This is a genomic window from Vibrio maerlii, from assembly GCF_003415655.1.
In the GTDB taxonomy this organism is placed as follows: Bacteria; Pseudomonadota; Gammaproteobacteria; order Enterobacterales; family Vibrionaceae; genus Vibrio; species Vibrio maerlii.
On sequence record NZ_QRHC01000008.1, the window covers coordinates 179,608 to 198,477 of the forward strand.

The 18,870-nt window shown below is 45.0% G+C and carries 18 protein-coding genes; 8 read left to right on the forward strand and 10 right to left on the reverse strand.

Annotation, left to right across the window (positions count from 1 at the left end; genetic code table 11):
* Positions 1–43: 43 nt before the first annotated feature.
* From DPF91_RS15275 to DPF91_RS15295, 5 genes are all read left to right on the forward strand, one after another.
* Positions 44–1,627: an ABC transporter ATP-binding protein gene (locus tag DPF91_RS15275; protein WP_117235295.1), complete on the forward strand. Its 1,584-nt coding sequence runs from the start codon at positions 44–46 to the stop codon at positions 1,625–1,627.
* The gene (locus tag DPF91_RS15280) at positions 1,624–2,736 is read left to right on the forward strand and encodes an ABC transporter permease (protein ID WP_117235296.1); all 1,113 of its coding nucleotides are present in this window, start codon (positions 1,624–1,626) and stop codon (positions 2,734–2,736) included. The genes DPF91_RS15275 and DPF91_RS15280 overlap by 4 nt, the downstream gene beginning before the upstream one ends.
* Before the next feature lie 2 nt (positions 2,737–2,738).
* A complete protein-coding gene (locus DPF91_RS15285) occupies positions 2,739–3,704 on the forward strand; it encodes an ABC transporter permease (protein ID WP_117235297.1) in 966 nt (321 codons plus the stop codon).
* A 354-nt stretch (positions 3,705–4,058) separates the two neighbouring features.
* On the forward strand, positions 4,059–5,399 hold the full coding sequence (locus DPF91_RS15290; RefSeq protein WP_123766766.1) for a hypothetical protein: 1,341 nt from the start codon (positions 4,059–4,061) through the stop codon (positions 5,397–5,399).
* Between the two features lie 100 nt (positions 5,400–5,499).
* The gene (locus DPF91_RS15295) at positions 5,500–6,228 is read left to right on the forward strand and encodes a hypothetical protein (RefSeq protein WP_117235299.1); all 729 of its coding nucleotides are present in this window, start codon (positions 5,500–5,502) and stop codon (positions 6,226–6,228) included.
* Here the strand turns inward: DPF91_RS15295 and DPF91_RS15300 are convergent.
* The 7 genes from DPF91_RS15300 to ubiT form a co-directional block, all read right to left on the reverse strand.
* Positions 6,225–7,055: a LysR family transcriptional regulator gene (locus tag DPF91_RS15300; protein WP_117235300.1), complete on the reverse strand. Its 831-nt coding sequence runs from the start codon at positions 7,053–7,055 to the stop codon at positions 6,225–6,227. The two genes, DPF91_RS15295 and DPF91_RS15300, sit on opposite strands and share 4 nt — an antisense overlap.
* 90 nt (positions 7,056–7,145) lie before the next feature.
* Complete coding sequence (locus tag DPF91_RS22115; RefSeq protein ID WP_206355575.1) at positions 7,146–7,307, reverse strand: DUF5363 family protein; 162 nt, start codon at positions 7,305–7,307, stop codon at positions 7,146–7,148.
* Positions 7,308–7,515: 208 nt separating this feature from the next.
* On the reverse strand, positions 7,516–9,096 hold the full coding sequence (prfC, locus tag DPF91_RS15305; protein ID WP_117235301.1) for a peptide chain release factor 3: 1,581 nt from the start codon (positions 9,094–9,096) through the stop codon (positions 7,516–7,518).
* A gap of 98 nt (positions 9,097–9,194) precedes the next feature.
* Positions 9,195–9,635, reverse strand: a complete 441-nt coding sequence (gene rimI / locus DPF91_RS15310) for a ribosomal protein S18-alanine N-acetyltransferase (protein WP_117235302.1) — start codon at positions 9,633–9,635, stop codon at positions 9,195–9,197.
* A gap of 50 nt (positions 9,636–9,685) precedes the next feature.
* The gene (locus DPF91_RS15315; RefSeq protein WP_117235303.1) at positions 9,686–10,078 is read right to left on the reverse strand and encodes a DNA polymerase III subunit psi; all 393 of its coding nucleotides are present in this window, start codon (positions 10,076–10,078) and stop codon (positions 9,686–9,688) included.
* Positions 10,079–10,225: 147 nt separating this feature from the next.
* Positions 10,226–10,723: a GNAT family N-acetyltransferase gene (locus DPF91_RS15320; protein ID WP_117235304.1), complete on the reverse strand. Its 498-nt coding sequence runs from the start codon at positions 10,721–10,723 to the stop codon at positions 10,226–10,228.
* Positions 10,713–11,234 (reverse strand): ubiquinone anaerobic biosynthesis accessory factor UbiT, encoded by a 522-nt coding sequence (ubiT, locus tag DPF91_RS15325; RefSeq protein ID WP_117235306.1) that lies wholly within the window; start codon positions 11,232–11,234, stop codon positions 10,713–10,715. The genes DPF91_RS15320 and ubiT overlap by 11 nt, the downstream gene beginning before the upstream one ends.
* Positions 11,235–11,444: 210 nt before the next feature.
* On the opposite strand from ubiT, the gene DPF91_RS15330 reads away from it, so the two are divergent.
* The 3 genes from DPF91_RS15330 to DPF91_RS15340 all read left to right on the forward strand — a co-directional run bounded on the left by DPF91_RS15330 (position 11,445) and on the right by DPF91_RS15340 (position 15,561).
* The gene (locus DPF91_RS15330) at positions 11,445–13,493 is read left to right on the forward strand and encodes a bifunctional diguanylate cyclase/phosphodiesterase (RefSeq protein WP_117235307.1); all 2,049 of its coding nucleotides are present in this window, start codon (positions 11,445–11,447) and stop codon (positions 13,491–13,493) included.
* 158 nt (positions 13,494–13,651) lie between these two features.
* Complete coding sequence (ubiU, locus tag DPF91_RS15335; RefSeq protein WP_117235308.1) at positions 13,652–14,665, forward strand: ubiquinone anaerobic biosynthesis protein UbiU; 1,014 nt, start codon at positions 13,652–13,654, stop codon at positions 14,663–14,665.
* A 17-nt stretch (positions 14,666–14,682) separates the two neighbouring features.
* Positions 14,683–15,561, forward strand: a complete 879-nt coding sequence (locus DPF91_RS15340) for a U32 family peptidase (protein ID WP_164684199.1) — start codon at positions 14,683–14,685, stop codon at positions 15,559–15,561.
* Positions 15,562–15,895: 334 nt separating this feature from the next.
* Here the strand turns inward: DPF91_RS15340 and DPF91_RS15350 are convergent, their stop codons facing one another.
* The 3 genes from DPF91_RS15350 to nlpI form a co-directional block, all read right to left on the reverse strand.
* Positions 15,896–17,239: an MATE family efflux transporter gene (locus tag DPF91_RS15350; RefSeq protein WP_117235309.1), complete on the reverse strand. Its 1,344-nt coding sequence runs from the start codon at positions 17,237–17,239 to the stop codon at positions 15,896–15,898.
* 119 nt (positions 17,240–17,358) lie between these two features.
* Positions 17,359–17,769 (reverse strand): MarR family winged helix-turn-helix transcriptional regulator, encoded by a 411-nt coding sequence (locus DPF91_RS15355; protein WP_117235310.1) that lies wholly within the window; start codon positions 17,767–17,769, stop codon positions 17,359–17,361.
* 120 nt (positions 17,770–17,889) lie between these two features.
* Positions 17,890–18,801, reverse strand: coding sequence for a lipoprotein NlpI (gene nlpI / locus DPF91_RS15360; protein WP_117235312.1), 912 nt, complete (start codon positions 18,799–18,801; stop codon positions 17,890–17,892).
* Positions 18,802–18,870 lie beyond the last annotated feature (69 nt).

The following is an 18,870-nucleotide window of genomic DNA, read 5'->3' on the forward strand; positions in this document are numbered from 1 at the left end:
CTTGGTACAGCGGCGTCTTCGTTAACTATGCAGGACAAACTTAGTGAATCCGACACAACAATTTGCCATTGAGCTCCAGCAGATTGACAAGCGTTTTGGTGCCGTACACGCCAACCGTGCTATCGATCTAAAAGTTCCTGCTGGCACAATTCACGGTATTATCGGTGAAAATGGTGCTGGTAAATCCACTCTAATGAGTATCATCTACGGCTTTTATCATGCCGACTCTGGTGAAATGCTCGTAAACCATCAACCTTATAAGCCAGCAAACTCGCAAGAAGCGATTTCAGCAGGCATTGGTATGGTTCACCAGCACTTCATGTTAGTTGAAACCTTCACCGTTCTGGAGAACATCGTTCTTGGTGCTGAAGATGGTTGGAAACTAAATGAGAGCCTACGTGCAGCACGTAAGAAACTAAAGGCGCTTGCTGAAGACTACGGCCTAGAAGTACCTCTTGATGAAGTGGTGGGTAACCTACCTGTTGGCCTCCAACAACGCGTAGAGATCCTAAAAGCCCTGTATCGTGGTGCGAAGATCCTGATTCTTGATGAACCAACGGGTGTATTGACACCACAAGAAGCAGACCACCTATTCAAAATTCTTGATAAACTGCGCGCTCAAGGTACAACGATCATGATCATCACGCACAAACTGCGTGAAGTCCTTGCGATTACCGATAACGTATCTGTCATGCGCCAAGGTGCAATGGTTGAACACGTCGTCACTGCTGAAACCGATAAAGAACAGCTTGCTGAACTGATGGTTGGCCGCAAGGTTCGTTTGAAGGTTGAAAAGCAAGCCTCTTCACCGAAGAAAGAGCTGATTAAAGTCAATGACCTAAGCTACTTTGATGACGCTGGCGTTGAGCGTGTTAAATCAGCAAACTTCTCTGTACGCCAAGGTGAAGTTGTGGGTATTGCCGGTGTATCTGGCAATGGTCAATCCGAACTTCTTGGCTTACTTTCTGGTATTTTGACACCACATTCTGGTTCTATCGAGCTCAACGGAAAGACAATCACACCAGAATCTAATCTATGCCCGCAACAGGTACGTGCTAACGGCGTAGGACACATCCCAGAAGACCGTCATAAACAAGGCCTTATTAACAAATTTGAAGCGAAAGAAGCTTATATTCTGGGCTACCACAACAAGCCTGAATACAATAAAGGCTTGCTCCAAGACAAGAAAGCGATTGAAGAAGCCTGTCAAACCAGTATGGATAAGTGGGACGTTCGCCCAAACGACACTAACCTAAAGACAGCAAACTTCTCTGGTGGTAACCAGCAGAAACTGGTCATCGCTCGTGAGATGGAGCAAGACCCTGATGTTATTCTGATCGGTCAACCGACTCGCGGTGTGGACATCGGTGCTATTGAATACATCCACCAGCAAGTCATTGCTGCTCGTGATGCCGATAAAGCAGTACTACTCGTATCGGTAGAGCTTGATGAGATTCTAGCCCTTTCTGATCGAATTTTAGTGGTGTTTGATGGTGCCATCGTTGGTGAGGTTTCCGCCAAGCAAGCTGATGAGAAGACACTAGGTCTAATGATGGCGAACATCATGCCAGATCACCTCAAGAACCCAACTCAACAAGATAATACAACTCAAGAGGACGTGGCATGAGTCAGGCAAAAGTCCCTGCTTGGGTAACCGTGGCATTACTGCCTGCGATTAACGTACTGGTTGCCTTTCTAGTTTCAGCTTTGCTGTTTATGTACATCGATATCAACCCTATTGATGCGGCAAAAGTGATGTGGACAGGTGCATTCGGCTACGCTGAAGGCTTTGGCTACACACTTTATTACGCAACCGGCTTTATCTTTACCGGTCTTGCTGTTGCTGTGGCGTTTCACGCTGGCCTATTTAACATCGGTGGTGAAGGCCAAGCTTACATTGGTGGGCTAGGTGTTGGCTTAATCTGTCTAACATTGGGTGAATTCGCTCCTTGGTACATTGTGTTCCCTGTAGCGATCATCGTAGGTGGTCTCTTTGGTGCTGCTTGGGCATTTATCCCAGCTTACCTTCAAGCAAAACGCGGTTCACACATCGTAATCACCACCATTATGTTCAACTTTATTGCTTCTTCTTTGATGGCATACCTGCTGGTTGATGTATTGAAGCCAGAAGGCACGATGGCGACAGAAAGCCGTGTATTCGCAGTAAGCAGCTGGCTACCAAAAATGCACGATGTACTAAGTATATTTGGCATTGAGATGGCAGCAAGCCCACTGAACTTGAGCTTCTTCTTCGCTCTACTTTGCTGTGTATTTGTATGGCTGTTTATCTGGCATTCTCGCTGGGGTTATGAGATCCGCTCTGTTGGCTCAAACCCATCTGCAGCTGGTTATGCGGGTATCAAGTACGTGAAGGTGATTGTAATCACTATGCTTATTTCGGGCATGCTGGCAGGCTTCTTCGGGCTTAACGTACTTCAAGGTGAGCTTCACCAGATCAAGCTGAACTTCGTTGAAGGCTTTGGCTTTACAGGTATCGCGGTAGCGCTTATGGGCCGTAACCACCCTATCGGTGTTCTACTGGCAAGTTTACTGTTCGGCTTCCTATATCAGGGTGGTGCCGAACTAAGCTTTGAATACGGTGTTGACCGCAACATCGTTGTTGTATTGCAAGGCCTAGTTATCTTGTTCTCTGGTGCACTTGAGCACATGTTCCGCCCATCTCTAGAACGAACTTACCTCAAGTTCTTCGCTAAACCTGCACAAGGAGCAGCATAATCATGTTTGAAACGATTATCCTTATGCTGGATGCAACCCTACGTGTTGCAACTCCGCTAATTTTGGCTTCACTTGCAGGTATGTTCTGTGAACGTGCAGGTATCGTAAACATTGCACTTGAAGGTAAGCTTCTGGCTGCGGCGTTTGCTGGCGCTGCGACAGCGCACGTAACAGGTTCGGCATTTGCTGGCCTATTTGCTGGTGTCGGTATCTCTGTTCTGCTTGCGCTACTTCACGGCTTTGCGTCTATCACACACCGTGGTGACCAAGTTGTGAGTGGTATGGCTATCAACATCCTAGCAGCAGGTTTAACAGTGACCTTAGGTCGTCACTGGTTCCATCAAGGTGGTCAAACACCGGCACTTTCTGGTGATGCGCGCTTCGCACCAATCACCTTCCCTGGTGCTGACGCGCTTGCTGATGTGCCTGTACTTGGCCTTCTTTACTCAGAACTTATCAGCGGTCACTCGTTTATTGTCTACCTAGTGGTATTCATCGTTCCTGCAGCTTGGTTCTTGATGTTCCGCACCCGCTTTGGCTTACGCCTTCGCGCAGTAGGTGAATCACCAAATGCAGTTGATACGGCGGGTATCTCTGTAACAGGTATGCGCTACGCAGCCGTTGCGATTTGTGGTGTGCTTGTGGGTATTGGCGGTGTTTACCTTTCTGTAGCTCAAACCGCTCAGTTCATTCCAAACATGAGTGCAGGTAAAGGCTATATGGCACTTGCTGCCCTTATCTTTGGTAAGTGGCGTCCATTCACTGCTATGGGTGCATGTCTGCTGTTTGGTTTCCTAGATGCATTAGCAATTCGTCTACAGGGTGTTTCAATTGGTGACTTCCCTATCCCAGTACAAGCAATCGAAGCGATTCCTTACGTACTAACGGTATTCCTACTTGCTGGCTTTATTGGTAAGGCCATTGCACCAAAAGCAATTGGTGTTCCTTACAGCAAAGAGCGTGAGTAAGAGCTAGAAAACTAGAAAACTAGAAAACTAGAGAGCTAGAGAGCTAGAGAGCTAGAGAGCTAGAGAGCTAGAGAGCTTATTGAAGAGGGTTGATGTGAAAGCATCAACCCTCTTTTTTATATACCTTACGAAGGCAAACACACCAAAAGCATAAATAAAAACACAGAAGCTAGTCATACAAATATCAAATAACAACCTATCAAGCCTTAAATTTGGTCAAATATATAAATAGAATTTATTAGAAAACACTAGCTGGCTTTATTGTTGTAAAGTCATACAAATCCAATAATACCCTCATCAGCCAGGAGGCACACACCTCGCAAGATGCCCCAACTTATTAAGATGAGAACTCAAATGAAAGCTTCTATCCTAGCCGTTACCATATCTTCGCTGCTATCTGCTCACGCTATTGCATCAACACCTAAAGTTGATGTCGAACTAGCTAACTCACATACTAACCAGCTAATCACAGATCAAATGGGTTTTGTTGATGCGTCTGTTCAAGCTCAGCTCAATGCACAACATGCAAACGCTGTAGCTGGTACAACTGCCACTTTGGATGACGTGAACTACGAAAAACAAGCAAATGGAACTTGGGCTGCAGTAGGCGCAGCATCTGCTACCTTGGTGGCGGGCCTATTGAGTTCTTCGTCTACTTCTAGTAACAGCGATGGCAACGACACTCCACCGGCTCTTCCACTAGATTCATTGGCTATGGATGACTTAGGCACCTGGGAAGGTGATAACAGTGGCTATGTACTAACAGTAGCAGGTGAGAGCATTCACGTTGATGCCGAAAATGTTGTAGATAATGGTAACGGAACAGCTACGATTACTGTCGATGACCAAAAACTTACGCTAGGCATCAATGGAGACACGATCTACTGGGTAGACCAAGTTGAGCACCCTGAAGTCGAGGCTCCTGAATTTGGTGATGACCGCCCAGAGATGGAAGAGCGTGACCTTACCGTTAAGATCGTTAACGGTGAAATCCACATCATTGATGAAAACACCAGTGAGTGGGTAGGTACGGTTCAGCGTAAAGATGGCGAGCTTGTGTTCATCGGCAACGGTGACTTCAATAAAACTCTACTTAAAGTTGAAGGCGATTTAGAAGCCGATGGCACTGCAGCTATCGTTAAAGGCAACGCTGAGTGGGTGGCAACGATTGAGCGCGTAGACAATGGTTTTGAGCTTACAGGCAAGAATGGAACAATTGTAGTTAACAGCCCTCGCCCAAATTTACCTACTTCTCCTGAGCACCCAGACTTGGAAGTTGATGATACCCCACGTTGGGCTCCTGAATTCGGCGATGACCGCCCAGAGATGGAAGAGCGTGACCTTACCATTAAGATCGTTAACGGTGAAATCCACATCATTGATGAAAATACCAGTGAGTGGGTAGGTACGGTTCAGCGTAAAGATGGCGAGCTTGTGTTCATAGGTAATGGTGATTTTGAGAAAACTCTACTAAAAGTTGAAGGCGATATTTCTTCTGACCAATTCGCTTTAGTCAAGGGTAATGGTCAATGGGTAGCAACGGTTTCAAAAGTAGAGAATGGTTTACGTGTACAAACTAAGAATCACGACCATGTTTTCGATGGTTCTAACATTGACCGCAGCAAGCTACAAAATATTAACCCAACTAAACTACAAAAAGCGAAATCAGCAATTCAACAACGCTTACGTGGCTAAGCCAATCACTAATTAAAAAGACTAAACCCGGTAATTTCTATTGCCGGGTTTTATTTACCACCCACTCTTTGCTATGGAAAGCGCTTCAGGATTTAAAGATATGAAACGCCTTCTTCTACTCGCTACACCGCTACTCTCTTTTCAATCTATTGCCAACGACACCTTAATCGAATCTATTGAACGCTTTACTGATATCTTCTCAGTCAGTCTTTCTCAAAGCCCAGATAATGATAAAACAGTTGCAACGTTAGATATTAACTACCAGCTCACTGATCAGTTTCGTATTTTTGGTGAAGTTGATACCCGGGATTATTGGCAAGCAGGTTTAGGGTACTCATTTTGGCAAGGGGATACTTATTACACGGAGAACAACTTAAAAGTCAGTGAGCATGAAATTAATACAGGGATCTTTGCAGCAAAACTCATTCACGAGCAATGGACTCTTCTAGCTGAACTAAACTACAACTTCATGGATAAAGATTCTGAGTTTGATAATGCAGCTAGTAAAGTTCAGTTCAACATAGCTGATACATTTGACTATGGTATCGGCACACTATGGAGCCCTGTTAAATACGTAGACATTTTATATAAATTCAATCACGAAATTGGCGTTACAAAAGATTCGCGTAACTTGTACGTCAAAAACGATTATCCGATTCTAGGTATAGATTCTGGACATTACAAAAACAAAGATAGGTTTAACCACCATTACCATGAAGTTGCTATGTTTCTGAACCTCAAATACCTTAAGCCATCTGTAACTTACACATTCGACCTAGAATATTCTGACAACAATTTTGTAGAATTCGGCTTAGCGTTCGACTTTTAACTATTCAAATACCCACGAATCATATCCCGCAACGCTTGATGCTGGCCGTTGGTTTGATACTTTTTGTGGAAGACCAACTCAAATTCAACGGGGCGCAATTCAAAGGGTGGTTCGTGGATTTTAAAGCCCATACCTTTGGCCAGGTGCGTCATTGTTTTAGGTAAAGCAGCGATATAACTCGTTCCTTTCAATGCCAACAATAAATTGGTGACGTTTCTTACCTCGATAGCAACATCTCGATTGAAGGCTTTCTCCGATAAAAAATCAACAATAGGGACGTCTTGGCGCAAGAGCTTCAACGTAATGTGCTTGCCCTCTAAAAATGCCTCCATAGAGAGCTTTTCTGGATAATCACTCATCTCAGGGTCGGTAATAAAAATGATTCTATCTGTTGTTGCTTTTTCAAACGCCAAGCTAGCTTGCTTGGGAATACCTGCATCAATCACTAGGTCGACTCGGTTCATGCGAATATCTTCAACAATATCATCCACTGAGACCGGAGCTTCAATGAGCAGTACCCCATCCATCATTGGCAGCTTGTGCAATAAATTAGCTGGGGTGTAAACAGTAAAGTCACGCTTGGTCGATACCGCACCTTCCATCAGCTCCAATGCTTCACCTAGCTGTCGAGCCAATTTGTGAGCCATAGAAGTCGGTTCAATCGCGCGTCCGACTCGAACAAATAGTGGATAGCCAACAATTTTTTCGAAACGCTTGATTGCTGCACTGACAGCCGGTTGGGTTAACTCTAATGCTTCCGCCGCTTTGGTGATGGAGTTGAACTGATAGACAGAGAGAAAAGGCTTCACTAAATTCAGGTCAAACATTGGAGGCTCCCTCAAAGGTAATAGACATAAGTGTACCAAAAAAGATTCCCGCAAAACGCGGCGAACCTCAATATACACACCTAATTACAATTACTTAGTTAGCTCTCTTTCAGTTTCTACTTTCTTGTCATCTGCTGATTTGGTTGTGGGTTCTGCTTTGTAAGGGACACAAGAACGCTTTTTGTCAGGCGTTAATCCTAGCTCTTCACACCATGCATCATAACGCGCAATAACCCGTTTCAACCATTTCATCAGTCCCCCTCCTGTGCACTATCACAACTCGAGAGTAACAAAAAAGCCGAACGCAAAATGCGTCCGGCTTTAAAATTACAGCATATCTTCTAAGTAATTGGGGTTAGAACAAGGCAACAAGCAAATTCAGCCCCATGAGCATAGTCCACTATGTGATTGGGGTGAATTTGTGCTGTTAACGCAGTAGTCACCCCAAGTACGACGAAGATTAGTGTTCGCGAGTTGCTCTAAACTCAACATCTGGGAAACGCTCTTGCGCTAGGTTCAGGTTCACCATAGTCGGTGCGATGTAAGATAGGTTATCACCACCATCAAGCGCTAGGTTTGACTGGTTCTTACGTTTGAACTCTTCGAGCTTCTTCGCATCGTCACACTCAACCCAACGTGCTGTTGCTACGTTAACGCCTTCGTAGATTGCTTCTACGTTGTATTCTGCTTTTAGACGAGCCACAACCACATCAAACTGAAGCACACCAACCGCACCTACAATTAAGTCGTTGTTTTGTAGCGGGCGGAATACCTGTACCGCACCTTCTTCAGAAAGCTGGACCAGACCTTTTAGCAGCTGCTTCTGCTTCAAGGGATCTTTTAGGCGAATACGACGGAACAGTTCCGGTGCGAAGTTTGGAATACCAGAGAATTTCAGTGCTTCACCTTGAGTGAAGGTATCACCAATCTGGATAGTACCGTGGTTGTGTAGGCCTATGATGTCACCCGCATAGGCGTTTTCTGCACGCGCACGGTCGCCCGCCATAAAGGTAACCGCATCGGAGATGCTGACCTTTTTACCAGTACGAACGTGGTTCATCTTCATGCCTTGCTTGTAGGTACCGGAAACGATACGCATGAAAGCAATACGGTCACGGTGTTTCGGATCCATGTTCGCTTGGATCTTGAATACGAAACCAGAGAAGTCTTCTTCTGTCGCTTCAACATCACGCTCTACCGCTTGACGAGTCTTCGGCGCTGGAGCCCATTTCGTCAGGCCGTCAAGCATGTGGTCAACACCGAAGTTACCCAGTGCAGTACCGAAGTAAACTGGCGTTAGCTCGCCCGCTAGGAATAGGTCTAGATCGAACTCAGGACACGCGCCCATCACTAGTTCTAGCTCTTCACGCACGCTTTCTGCTAGGTCTGCACCGACTTTCTCATCAAGCTCTGGATTGTCTAGACCTTTGATGATACGCACTTCTTGGATCTCGTGACCGTGACCAGATTCATACAGAATCGTTTCATCACGGTGGATGTGATACACACCTTTAAACTCTTTACCACAACCGATAGGCCAAGAGATTGGCGCACACGCCATACCCAGTTCGCTTTCTACTTCGTCTAGAACTTCCATTGGGTCACGTACATCACGGTCCAATTTGTTCATGAAGGTAACGATTGGCGTATCACGTAAACGTGTTACTTCCATTAGCTTACGCGTACGATCCTCGACACCTTTTGCAGCATCGATAACCATCAAACATGAGTCAACAGCAGTAAGAGTACGGTAAGTATCTTCCGAGAAGTCTTCGTGTCCAGGAGTATCAAGTAGGTTTACTAGACAGTCATTGTATGGGAACTGCATAACCGACGTTGTTACCGAGATACCACGCTCTTTTTCCATCTCCATCCAGTCCGACTTCGCATGCTGTGCTGAGCCACGACCTTTCACCGTACCCGCTTTTTGAATCGCGTTTCCGAATAAAAGTACTTTTTCTGTGATGGTGGTTTTACCCGCATCCGGGTGAGAGATAATTGCAAACGTTCTACGTTTGCCAACTTCTTGTTGGAAAGACATAACCGCCCTTTACTGATCTAAAGCGTAAAAAGGGCAGTAATAATACTGCCCTTAAAATTTGTGTGCGGATTATACAGAAATTGCTGTCATTTCTAAAGTTAGAAAAAGAGGTAACTCATGATTATCGCATCCTCTTTACCGCTTTTAGTCGGATAATAGTTGCGGCGACGATCCACTTCATTAAAACCAACCCATTCGTATAAACCAAATGCTGTCTGATTGCTCTCACGTACTTCTAGCCATGCACTCTCTGCTTTCGCGTTTTGGCATACCTCTAAAAAGTGCTCAATTAAAGCCTTACCCAAGCCTTTACCTTGTTGAGCTGGATCTACCGCTATATTCAACAAAGTTACTTCGCCAACAATATTCTGGGCATAGAAATAACCAACAACTACTTGTTCTAAAGTCAAAACATAGTGACAAGCGCCGCGGCTATTGACGTCCCGAATCATGGATTCTGCCCAAGGGTGAGAATGTGCCGCTTGCTCAATTCGCCAAACGGCATCGAGATGGTGTGGTGCTAAAGGTTCAAACTGCATGTGAATACGCTTTCGTTGATTCTGCTTTTGTAGAGTTCGCTTTTTACAATCTAGTTATAGAGACAGATTTGCTGCCAAAGCTCACGCTTGAGTTGATTGTTGCCATCCACTTCTTTCAACAATGGCGAGGTAAGTTTGTTCAGTTCAGCTAGGGTATCTGCGTTGCTTTCGCTACAACCCGAATACCAAACCCATTTAAGTTGATGCTTGGAAAGCTGAGATAATAGCTCAGGCTCTAAATACATAGCTTGAGACAACTCGAGCTTCATACTCTTGAGTACACGCTCAAACATCTCAGCCAACTGACCTTCTGGCTTTTCAGGTGATACAAGCAATAACAAGCAGGTATCTGGTAGCTCAATGCCAGGTGCTTGATAGTTCTCTAATCTTTCTGGGTGCACCAAATGCCACTCTTGGATACCCATTTCTTGTAGATAGCTCATTGCTTACCAAAATCTGTTGCTTGTTACGGATCGAATAGAAAAAGGAGCCGAGGCTCCTTTAAAGATAACGCTGATGATAACAAACTCGTAAAGAGAAAGTCATTAGGCAAAAATAGCAGCTCTGATCGCTTTAGCTTCTCTAGTGATTTAGAGCTCTGAGAACTCAGGCGCGTATTCAATCAAGCCTTGTTGATTGTCGAGTGTGCCTTCAACCAACTCGATCACACGAAAGACACCTTGAGGTACCTCCCATGGGCAAGTAAAGCGAGCATCATCTTGATAGCCAAACTTGCTGTAGAATTCTGGGTCACCCAATACAGCGACAGCTGGATAACCAAAATCTGCCAATGTAGAGTGTGCTTCTTCAATGAGCGCTTTTGCGATGCCTTGGCCTCGATACTCTTCTTTCACTGAAATAGGCGCAAGCCCTTGCCAGTTTAAGTGTTCACCATTGAGTGTGACTGGTGAAAACATCACGTGACCAATCACCTCTCCTTCATCAGAACAAGCTACCAGCGATAGCGTCAACTTTGCGTTCTCACGCAGCTTCATCACTAGGTTCGCTTCGGCTTCCGTTGGGAAAGCAGATTTAACCAAGCGGTCGATGGTCAGGATGTCGGCTGGTGCCTCAGTTCTAATAAGCATGTTTAACCTCACTTTGTGCAGGCTCGGATTGTACTCCTTTATGCACAAAGTCAGCTAGTTGATTCATCGCAATTTGAACAGCTTTTGGTAATAAATCTAAATCTACGCTATCCATCAGGTTCTTCACTTCCAAGCCAAGTTCAGTATCACCTTCAATAGATAGTCGGCGCTGGAAGAACAAGGTGTCCGGATCTTCTTTGCGCCCAGCAATTAATACAAGGTCGTTTAGGTTACCTGCAAAGCTCACATCTTCCTGCACTGGCTTGTCCGCTACCACGAGCTTTTCACCTTCGTAGCTAATGCACCAGTTGAGGTTTAGATCCTTGATCGAAACCTTAAGCCATTTACCCTCTAAAAATTCAAAGTCACCGTCTTCAAGTGATTCTTTAAAAACGGTTTTTAGACCTTCAAGCAAGGCTTTTTTTTGTACAGTTTGCGGCAATAGTTGGATTGGAGATCGCAAAATTGACGCTGCGTTTTGCACTAAGTGCGCTCGAATCTTGTTAAACACGTTGTTTATCCGTTACTTTATTGACTGTAGTATTAGGCGATAATAATGGAAGCATCGATCTTTTTTCCTGTTGTGTATCAATAAAGCAAACAGTCCAATCGCACTTTTATATCTGAAAGATCACAGTTATAGTTAACTCATCGGACAACACTCGGTGAAGTTCACCTCCAATCGAGATATCAAAGACATTCCAAGGAGTATGGGTCTCAAATGCCTTCTCAAAATTTAAAACATTGGTTTGAGAAACTGACGGCTAATAGCCCCTTCTTTTTTGCCATTCTTGATGACAAGCACAACTACAGTATGGTTAACCAACGATACTGCGAAATTGCAGGTCTCAAAGAATCCGACTTGGTCGGAATGTCGGACAGACAAGTCCTCGGTGAATACTTCTACGAAACACTAAAGCCTTATTACGAACGCACGTTCAAAGGTGAATCTCTAGAAGCCGAAATCACTCTCAAAGATCTCAACCTCGATACCAGTTTATACTTCACCCTAACTCCTTTAAGCAACGACGACTCCGATATCCAACAAATCTTATTCCAAGCCGTCGATACCTCAGAAAAACAGCTACTGATTCGGACACTAGAAGAATCAGAAACTAAACTTTCGACCCTTTCGACCTTGCTTAATGACGGTCTACTATTGGTTGATGATGACATCATCATTTCAGCCAACCCCGCTGCGGCCAATATTCTTGGTTTCCGAAGCTACAAGGATCTACTAGGTGAAGAACTCAGTAGGCTATTTGTCGAAGAGACAAGTAAAACGGTCTTCACACAACCTGTCTCATCATTATTGAATGACTCACCGCTCATCTGCTTGACAGGGGCTCGTTGTGGTATCGAGCGTGTGGTGAAGCTAAAGTCAGAAAGCACAACACTGCTTGGCAGCAACACTCAATTTATTTTGCTGCAAACGACTAATAATGAGACTGTGCCTTCCGTTCCTGTGACAACGGACAGCCCGCACATCGACACCTTAACTGGTCAATTAAATCGTCAAGGTTTTACCCGCAAGCTGGAGCAATATATCCAAGATGAAACACCACTCACGATGTTTTACTTGGATATTGATAACTTTAAGAATATCAATGACTCACTAGGTCACCATGTCGGTGATAAGGTGATAAAAGAAGTCGCTACTAGGCTTAAGCGCCTGCTACCCACTAAGGCAATCATTGGTCACTTAGGTGGTGATGAGTTTGGTATCATCTTCCCTGATCCTGACCGTGAGCAGTCTAACTTTGAAGAGCGAGTGGCAGACAAGATTATCTCACTGGTCAATCAACCGTTTGACCTACACCACTTCTCTAAACGACTTGCCTGTTCTATTGGCAGCGTTTGTTTCCCAGAAGATGGGACCGATGCTCGTATCTTGCTACAAAACGCAGATACGGCAATGTATGAAGCCAAGGATCGCGGCCGCAATCGCCTTATCAAGTTCAATGATCAAATGAACAAAGAAGCCCGCATGCGCCTTTGGCTTGAGATTGAACTACAAAAAGCACTGCAACAAAATGGCCTTGAGGTGTGGTACCAACCTAAAGTGAACGCCCGTGATTTCAGCATCAACGGCGCTGAGGCTTTGGTTCGTTGGAAGCACCCTGTTGAAGGCTATATCAGCCCTGGTGCCTTTATTCCTGTCGCAGAAAAAGCAGGGCTAATCGAACACCTTGGTCGTGTAGTCATGCGCGATGTATTCTCTACGGTTAAACATTGGAAGAACCAAGGTATTTTACCTGGTCGTGTCGCTATCAACCTATCACCAGAGCAGTTTGGTAACCCTAGCCTGATCAGCTACATGGAAAAGCTGCTCAAGAGTACAGGTCTTGATCCTAGCTGCATTACTTTTGAATTAACTGAAACAGCTGTTATGAGCGATAGTGAACATACTCTGCAAATGCTCAAGGCGATCAAAAAACTTGGTTTTGCTCTCTCTATTGATGACTTTGGTACTGGTTACTCTTCCCTGTCTTACCTAGCGCGATTCCCGCTGGATGAACTCAAGATCGACCGTGCCTTCATCACTAACATTGATGAGTTACCTAAGCAGGTGACAGTGGTTGAGAACATCATTAACCTTGGTAAGTCATTGAACCTGACTGTTGTAGCTGAAGGCATTGAGACGCACGAACAAGCGACTCTGCTTTCGAATCTAAACTGTCACTCGATTCAGGGCTTCCACTTCCATCGCCCACAACCTCGTCATGAAGTTGAACAACTCTTAGTCAAGAATCGCCGTCACAAGAACTAACTGCAATTGAGTACAGATTGTTACTCAGTAAGTTAATGAGTCGTTGAGATTTTTTTGCTACTAGAATGGGTTAATCCCACTCAAACCTGCCTCACATCAAATTTGCCATTCATTATTCTTCATAAAATGCCTGCATTAGAAAACCGACTGGTAATGACATGGAACTTTTATGCCCTGCGGGTAACTTACCTGCACTTAAATCTGCTATCGATTGCGGTGCTGACGCTGTCTATATTGGTTTTAAAGACGATACCAATGCTCGCCATTTTGCAGGCCTTAACTTCACAGGTAAAAAACTCGATAAAGCGGTGCAATATGTACACGACCGCAATAAGAAGATTCATGTTGCGCTGAATACCTTTGCTCACCCTGATGGTTTTAATCGCTGGACGAATGCTGTAGACCAAGCAGCCGCATTGGGTGTAGACGCTCTGATCGTTGCTGATATTGCTGTGCTCGAGTACGCAGCAAACAAGTACCCTCATATGGAGCTTCACCTGTCAGTTCAGGCATCAGCGACCAACGTCGCAGCGATCGATTTCTACCACAAGAATTTCAATGTTAAGCGTGTGGTTCTTCCGCGCGTATTATCTATCCATCAGGTAAAACAGCTCTCTCGCAACATCACTAGCGATGTCGACCTAGAAGTGTTTGCGTTTGGCAGCCTTTGTATCATGTCTGAGGGTCGCTGTTACTTATCATCTTACATGACGGGTGAATCGCCAAATACAGTCGGTGCTTGTTCTCCGGCGAAATATGTACGCTGGCAAGAGACAGAGCAAGGCCTAGAGTCTCGCCTAAACGATATTTTGATCGACCGCTACAGTGAAGGCGAGAACGCAGGCTACCCAACGCTATGTAAAGGCCGTTTTGAAGCGACCATCGAAGGTGAAACCAAGCGTTATCACGCACTTGAAGAGCCAACCAGCCTTAACACCCTTTCGATGTTACCAGAGCTATTTGCCGCTAATGTAGCCTCGGTGAAGATTGAGGGTCGTCAACGCAGTCCAGCTTACGTTGAGCAGGTGACGCGAACTTGGCGTGCAGCGATCGACCGCTACCAAGCAAACCCAGAAAACTACCATGTCGATGACGCTTGGAACGCAGCACTTGCAAACGTATCGGAAGGTACACAAACCACACTCGGTGCATACCACCGTAAATGGCAATAATTGAGGAGTTGGAATCCATGAAATACGCACTAGGCCCACTACTCTACTTTTGGCCGAAACAAGACGTCGAAGCTTTCTACCAGCAAGCAATGAGCAGCTCTGCAGACATCATCTACCTTGGTGAGTCAGTCTGTTCAAAGCGTCGTGAAATGAAGCCAAAACACTGGTTTGATATTGCTAAGGAGCTCTCTACTGCAGGCAAGCAAGTCGTATTGTCAACTATGGCGCTACTTGAAGCTCCGAGTGAAGTAAGCGTGATGAAGAAGTACATCGACAACGGTGACTTCGCCATCGAAGCAAATGATGTATCCGCAATTCAACTTGCGTCTGAAAACAAGGTACCGTTTGTTGTTGGCCCAGCAGTGAATACCTACAACGCACACACACTGAACCTATTCTTAAAACAAGGTATGACACGTTGGTGCATGCCTGTTGAACTATCTCGTGAATGGTTAAGCAATGTAATAAGCCAGTGTGAGGCTCTAGGTATTCGCAATCAGTTTGAAGTGGAAGTGTTCAGCCACGGCTATCTACCACTGGCTTATTCTGCTCGCTGCTTTACGGCCCGCGCAGAAAACAAAGCCAAAGACGACTGTGAGACTTGCTGTATCAAGTACCCAACAGGTCTTAAAGTCAGTAGCCAAGAAAGCCAAGAGGTGTTCAACCTCAATGGTATTCAAACTCAGTCTGGTTACTGTTATAACCTAATCAATGACTTGCCAAGTATGGAAGGCATTGTGGATGTGGTGCGTTTAAGCCCGCTAGGTGTCGATACCTTCTCTGAGCTTGATAAGTTCAAGTCAAATGAGCAAGGCAATTCTCGCTTCCCACTAGAAGCTCGTCAATGCAATGGTTACTGGCATCAGATTGCAGGTCTCGATATTAAGAATGTCTAATTCCTAAGATTAGGGTCTGTTGACCTTTCGAGCTGGTTTTTGCAGCAGTTTGTGGGAAATTTAGGCTTTGATGTGTAGCTAGCCTACATGAGAAGCCGATAACGCAGTAGAAATGAAGCACAAACGCTGCCCGAAGGGTTCGAACTAGGCGTCCCCGCAAAAATCATTTTATGCTTTGTTAAGGGGTATTTACTTAGAGTGACTAGGCTACACACCCCTTGCCGCGCCTAAAACGATTTTATCTCGAACAAAATTTAACCTCGAAAGATCAACAGACCCTAGTTCTTCTAAAATTTAAGTTCCTAGTGCACACAAGCACTAGGAACTTTTTTGATTATGAAGTCGGTGCAACCTTCAAGTCAGTTTCGCTTTCCAGACCTCGCACATCTCTCCAAAGCATAGCCATGACCAACAGACTCAACGCAATGTTGGATAATGGGTAGGCTAACCAGATCCCCTCCAATCCATATAGCTTCGGCATGATGTATAGGAAGGGCAATTGAACCGCCATATTACCTATCGTCACGAATAGTGCTCTTCCACCTTTATTCACTGCTTGATAGTAAGCGCCAGCCACGACCAAGAAGCCATCTAAGAATAAGGCAAACATATGTAGGCGAATCCCCAATACCGCTCCTTCTATCAACTCAGGCTCTGAGCTATTGAAGACGGATACAGCCTGGTATGGAAACACGTTAAGCACTACAACGAAAGCAATACCCAAACTTACTGATGTCACCATAGCAATGCGCAGCAAGGTTTTAATATTCGCTGTATGCTTTGCACCATAGTTATAGCTCACTAATGGTTGCATACCGTTAGCGATCCCTTCAGCCGTTAGGTAATAGATTGTCACTATGTACCCAAGCACTGCATAAGCTCCCACTAGCATTGCACTGCCGTATTGGGTAAATAGCCCATTGTGTAATGCCACCATGATTGAGCCATAGGCATACATGAAGAAGCTCGATACACCGATCATGAATATCTTCGGCAGTACGTCATAGCGGAACTCCAACTTAGCGATACTCAGCCGTACCTTGGCAAAGCGAGAGAAGAAGTAACTCACACCCAAAACGGTAACCACCGCCTGCGCTGCGCCTGTTGCAAGTGCTGCGCCCGTGAGCTCCCATTGGAATACCACGATAAATAAATAATCTAGCGCGATGTTAATCACCGCACCCACCACCATCAATGCCGTTGCTAGATTTGGACTGTTGTCGTTTCGTAGTAAAAAAGGAAGAGCAATCGACCCTAAGGTGAATACGCTCGCAAAGATCAAAATATCGAGATACTGCACGCCCAGCTCATAAGCTCGACCTTCTCCTCCTTGGAGGCTAATAAAAAGCTCGGCATTGAACCACAAAATGACACCGACAATCGGTGCCAGCAGAGCCAATAAAATCAAACCCGTTGTTAATGTTGTGGTTGCTTGCTCAGTTTTACCCTCACCCTGCTTAATCGATGCTAATGCACCTGTACCGACACCGACCATCATACCGATACCCAAGATAGTACCGATCACCGGCCACGCCAGATTGATACCGGCCAAACCATCCGCTCCAACGTATTGACCAATGAAAATCCCATCAACGACTTGATAGAGACCATTCACTAGCATTGCTGCTACCGTCGGAATGGTATAGCGCCAAAATTGTCTTTGGATAGAAACTGTCATTACACTCTAACTCAATTTTTGATCTGTCTTTCTGATTTGGCGAACATCACCAATCACCAAATTTAGTTATCCAAGCTAACTAAATATTCAAAATTTTTATAAGGCTCTTATTAACTGAATTACTTCAGCGCCTTGGCAAGGATCTCCTCTAACAATTCGAGCTCAGATTTGTTGATTTTGGCTCTCAATTGGGTCGCCATTTGTTGATAAATTTTTAACTCTAAAGTCATACACTGCTCAGCATAAGCCGTTAGCTTAACCCTCTTTGAACGTGCATCTTCAGGGCACGGCTGAGTTGCCACCAGATCTTTTTTAACGAGTCGTTTCACCATATTGGTTGCAGAAGGCTTTGACACCTCCATTTCCGATGCTAAATCTGTAATACGCAATGGCTCATTAGCCAACTGAATCACCTTTAGATAGTCGTACTCATTAAAGCTAAGCTGAGCAAGCACATCTTCCTTAGAGCAAGCTCGCCAATGCTTAGCCGCAAATCGTTCAATATGTTCTAGTGCATTATCTAATTTCACATTAGCCCTATTTAGTTAGCATAGCTAACTATAATAATCTTAGATAAAAATATATCAATAAAAAAATCCCGCAGCTGAAATCAGCTGCGGGATTCGAGAAACTCAGATTTCTAGGACGAGTTAGTAATTCGCCGCAATGTCTGCTTGATTCTGCTCAGCTTGAACGGTGTCATAAACTCGCGCTAGCTCAAGGAACGAGTAGCGATGCTCAACATACTCATACACGTTCAAAGACAGTGTCAGCTTATAAAGAGAAATTGCGTTAACGTAATCACCCTCTTGTTGGTAACGCTTCGCAAGGTAGAAGTAAACCTCTGTTAAGCGCTGCGCCAATAGGGTGTTATCACGAGTATTCGACACAACGGCTTTCAGCGCTTGCTCTTCATTGATTTCACCCAGAGTCAGAGCAACAAGCACCCAACCCCACTGGTCATCTTTCTCTTGGTATCGGCTCAGTAGTGCGTCACGAGCGCTGTCGTAATCCATTTCAGACTCGATGATGTATAGCCATAAAGCACGGAACGGGTCGCTAGGGTCTTCTTGGTAATGGTTAGCCATTTCTTCTTGTGCAAGCTCGAGACGGTCACCATAGTAAAGCGCGACGGCACGGTTGCGGGAAGCATAGCTGTTTGAAGGATCAAGCTCTAGTGTTGAATCAAACGCATCGTAAGCTGCGTCATACTCTCCAACTTGAGTCAAGAACACACCAAGCACGTTAAAAATGTCAGGCTGAGCCGGGTTTAGTGAAAGTGATTGATTATAGTCTAAGCGAGCTAAATCACGCAGGCCAACGCTGTCGTAATAGTTACCACGCTCGTTAAGCATTTTAGAGCGTACATCTTTACTTAGGTCATCACGCTTAAGCAATTGAGTGATACGAGCGATTTGCACTTCCTGTTGAACGCTAGGTTGAAGAGGAATGGCCATTGGGGGATAAAACCATTGGTTAGCCGAAGCCGTTTTCTCACTGGTTGAAGCGCAACCACCTAATGCCATCAACAGTACAAGACTTAAAGTTTTAACCAATTTCACAAAAACTTACTCCTTAAGCTCCAGAAAAAAACCAAAAAGGGAGCCAATTGGCCCCCTTTATACCATGCT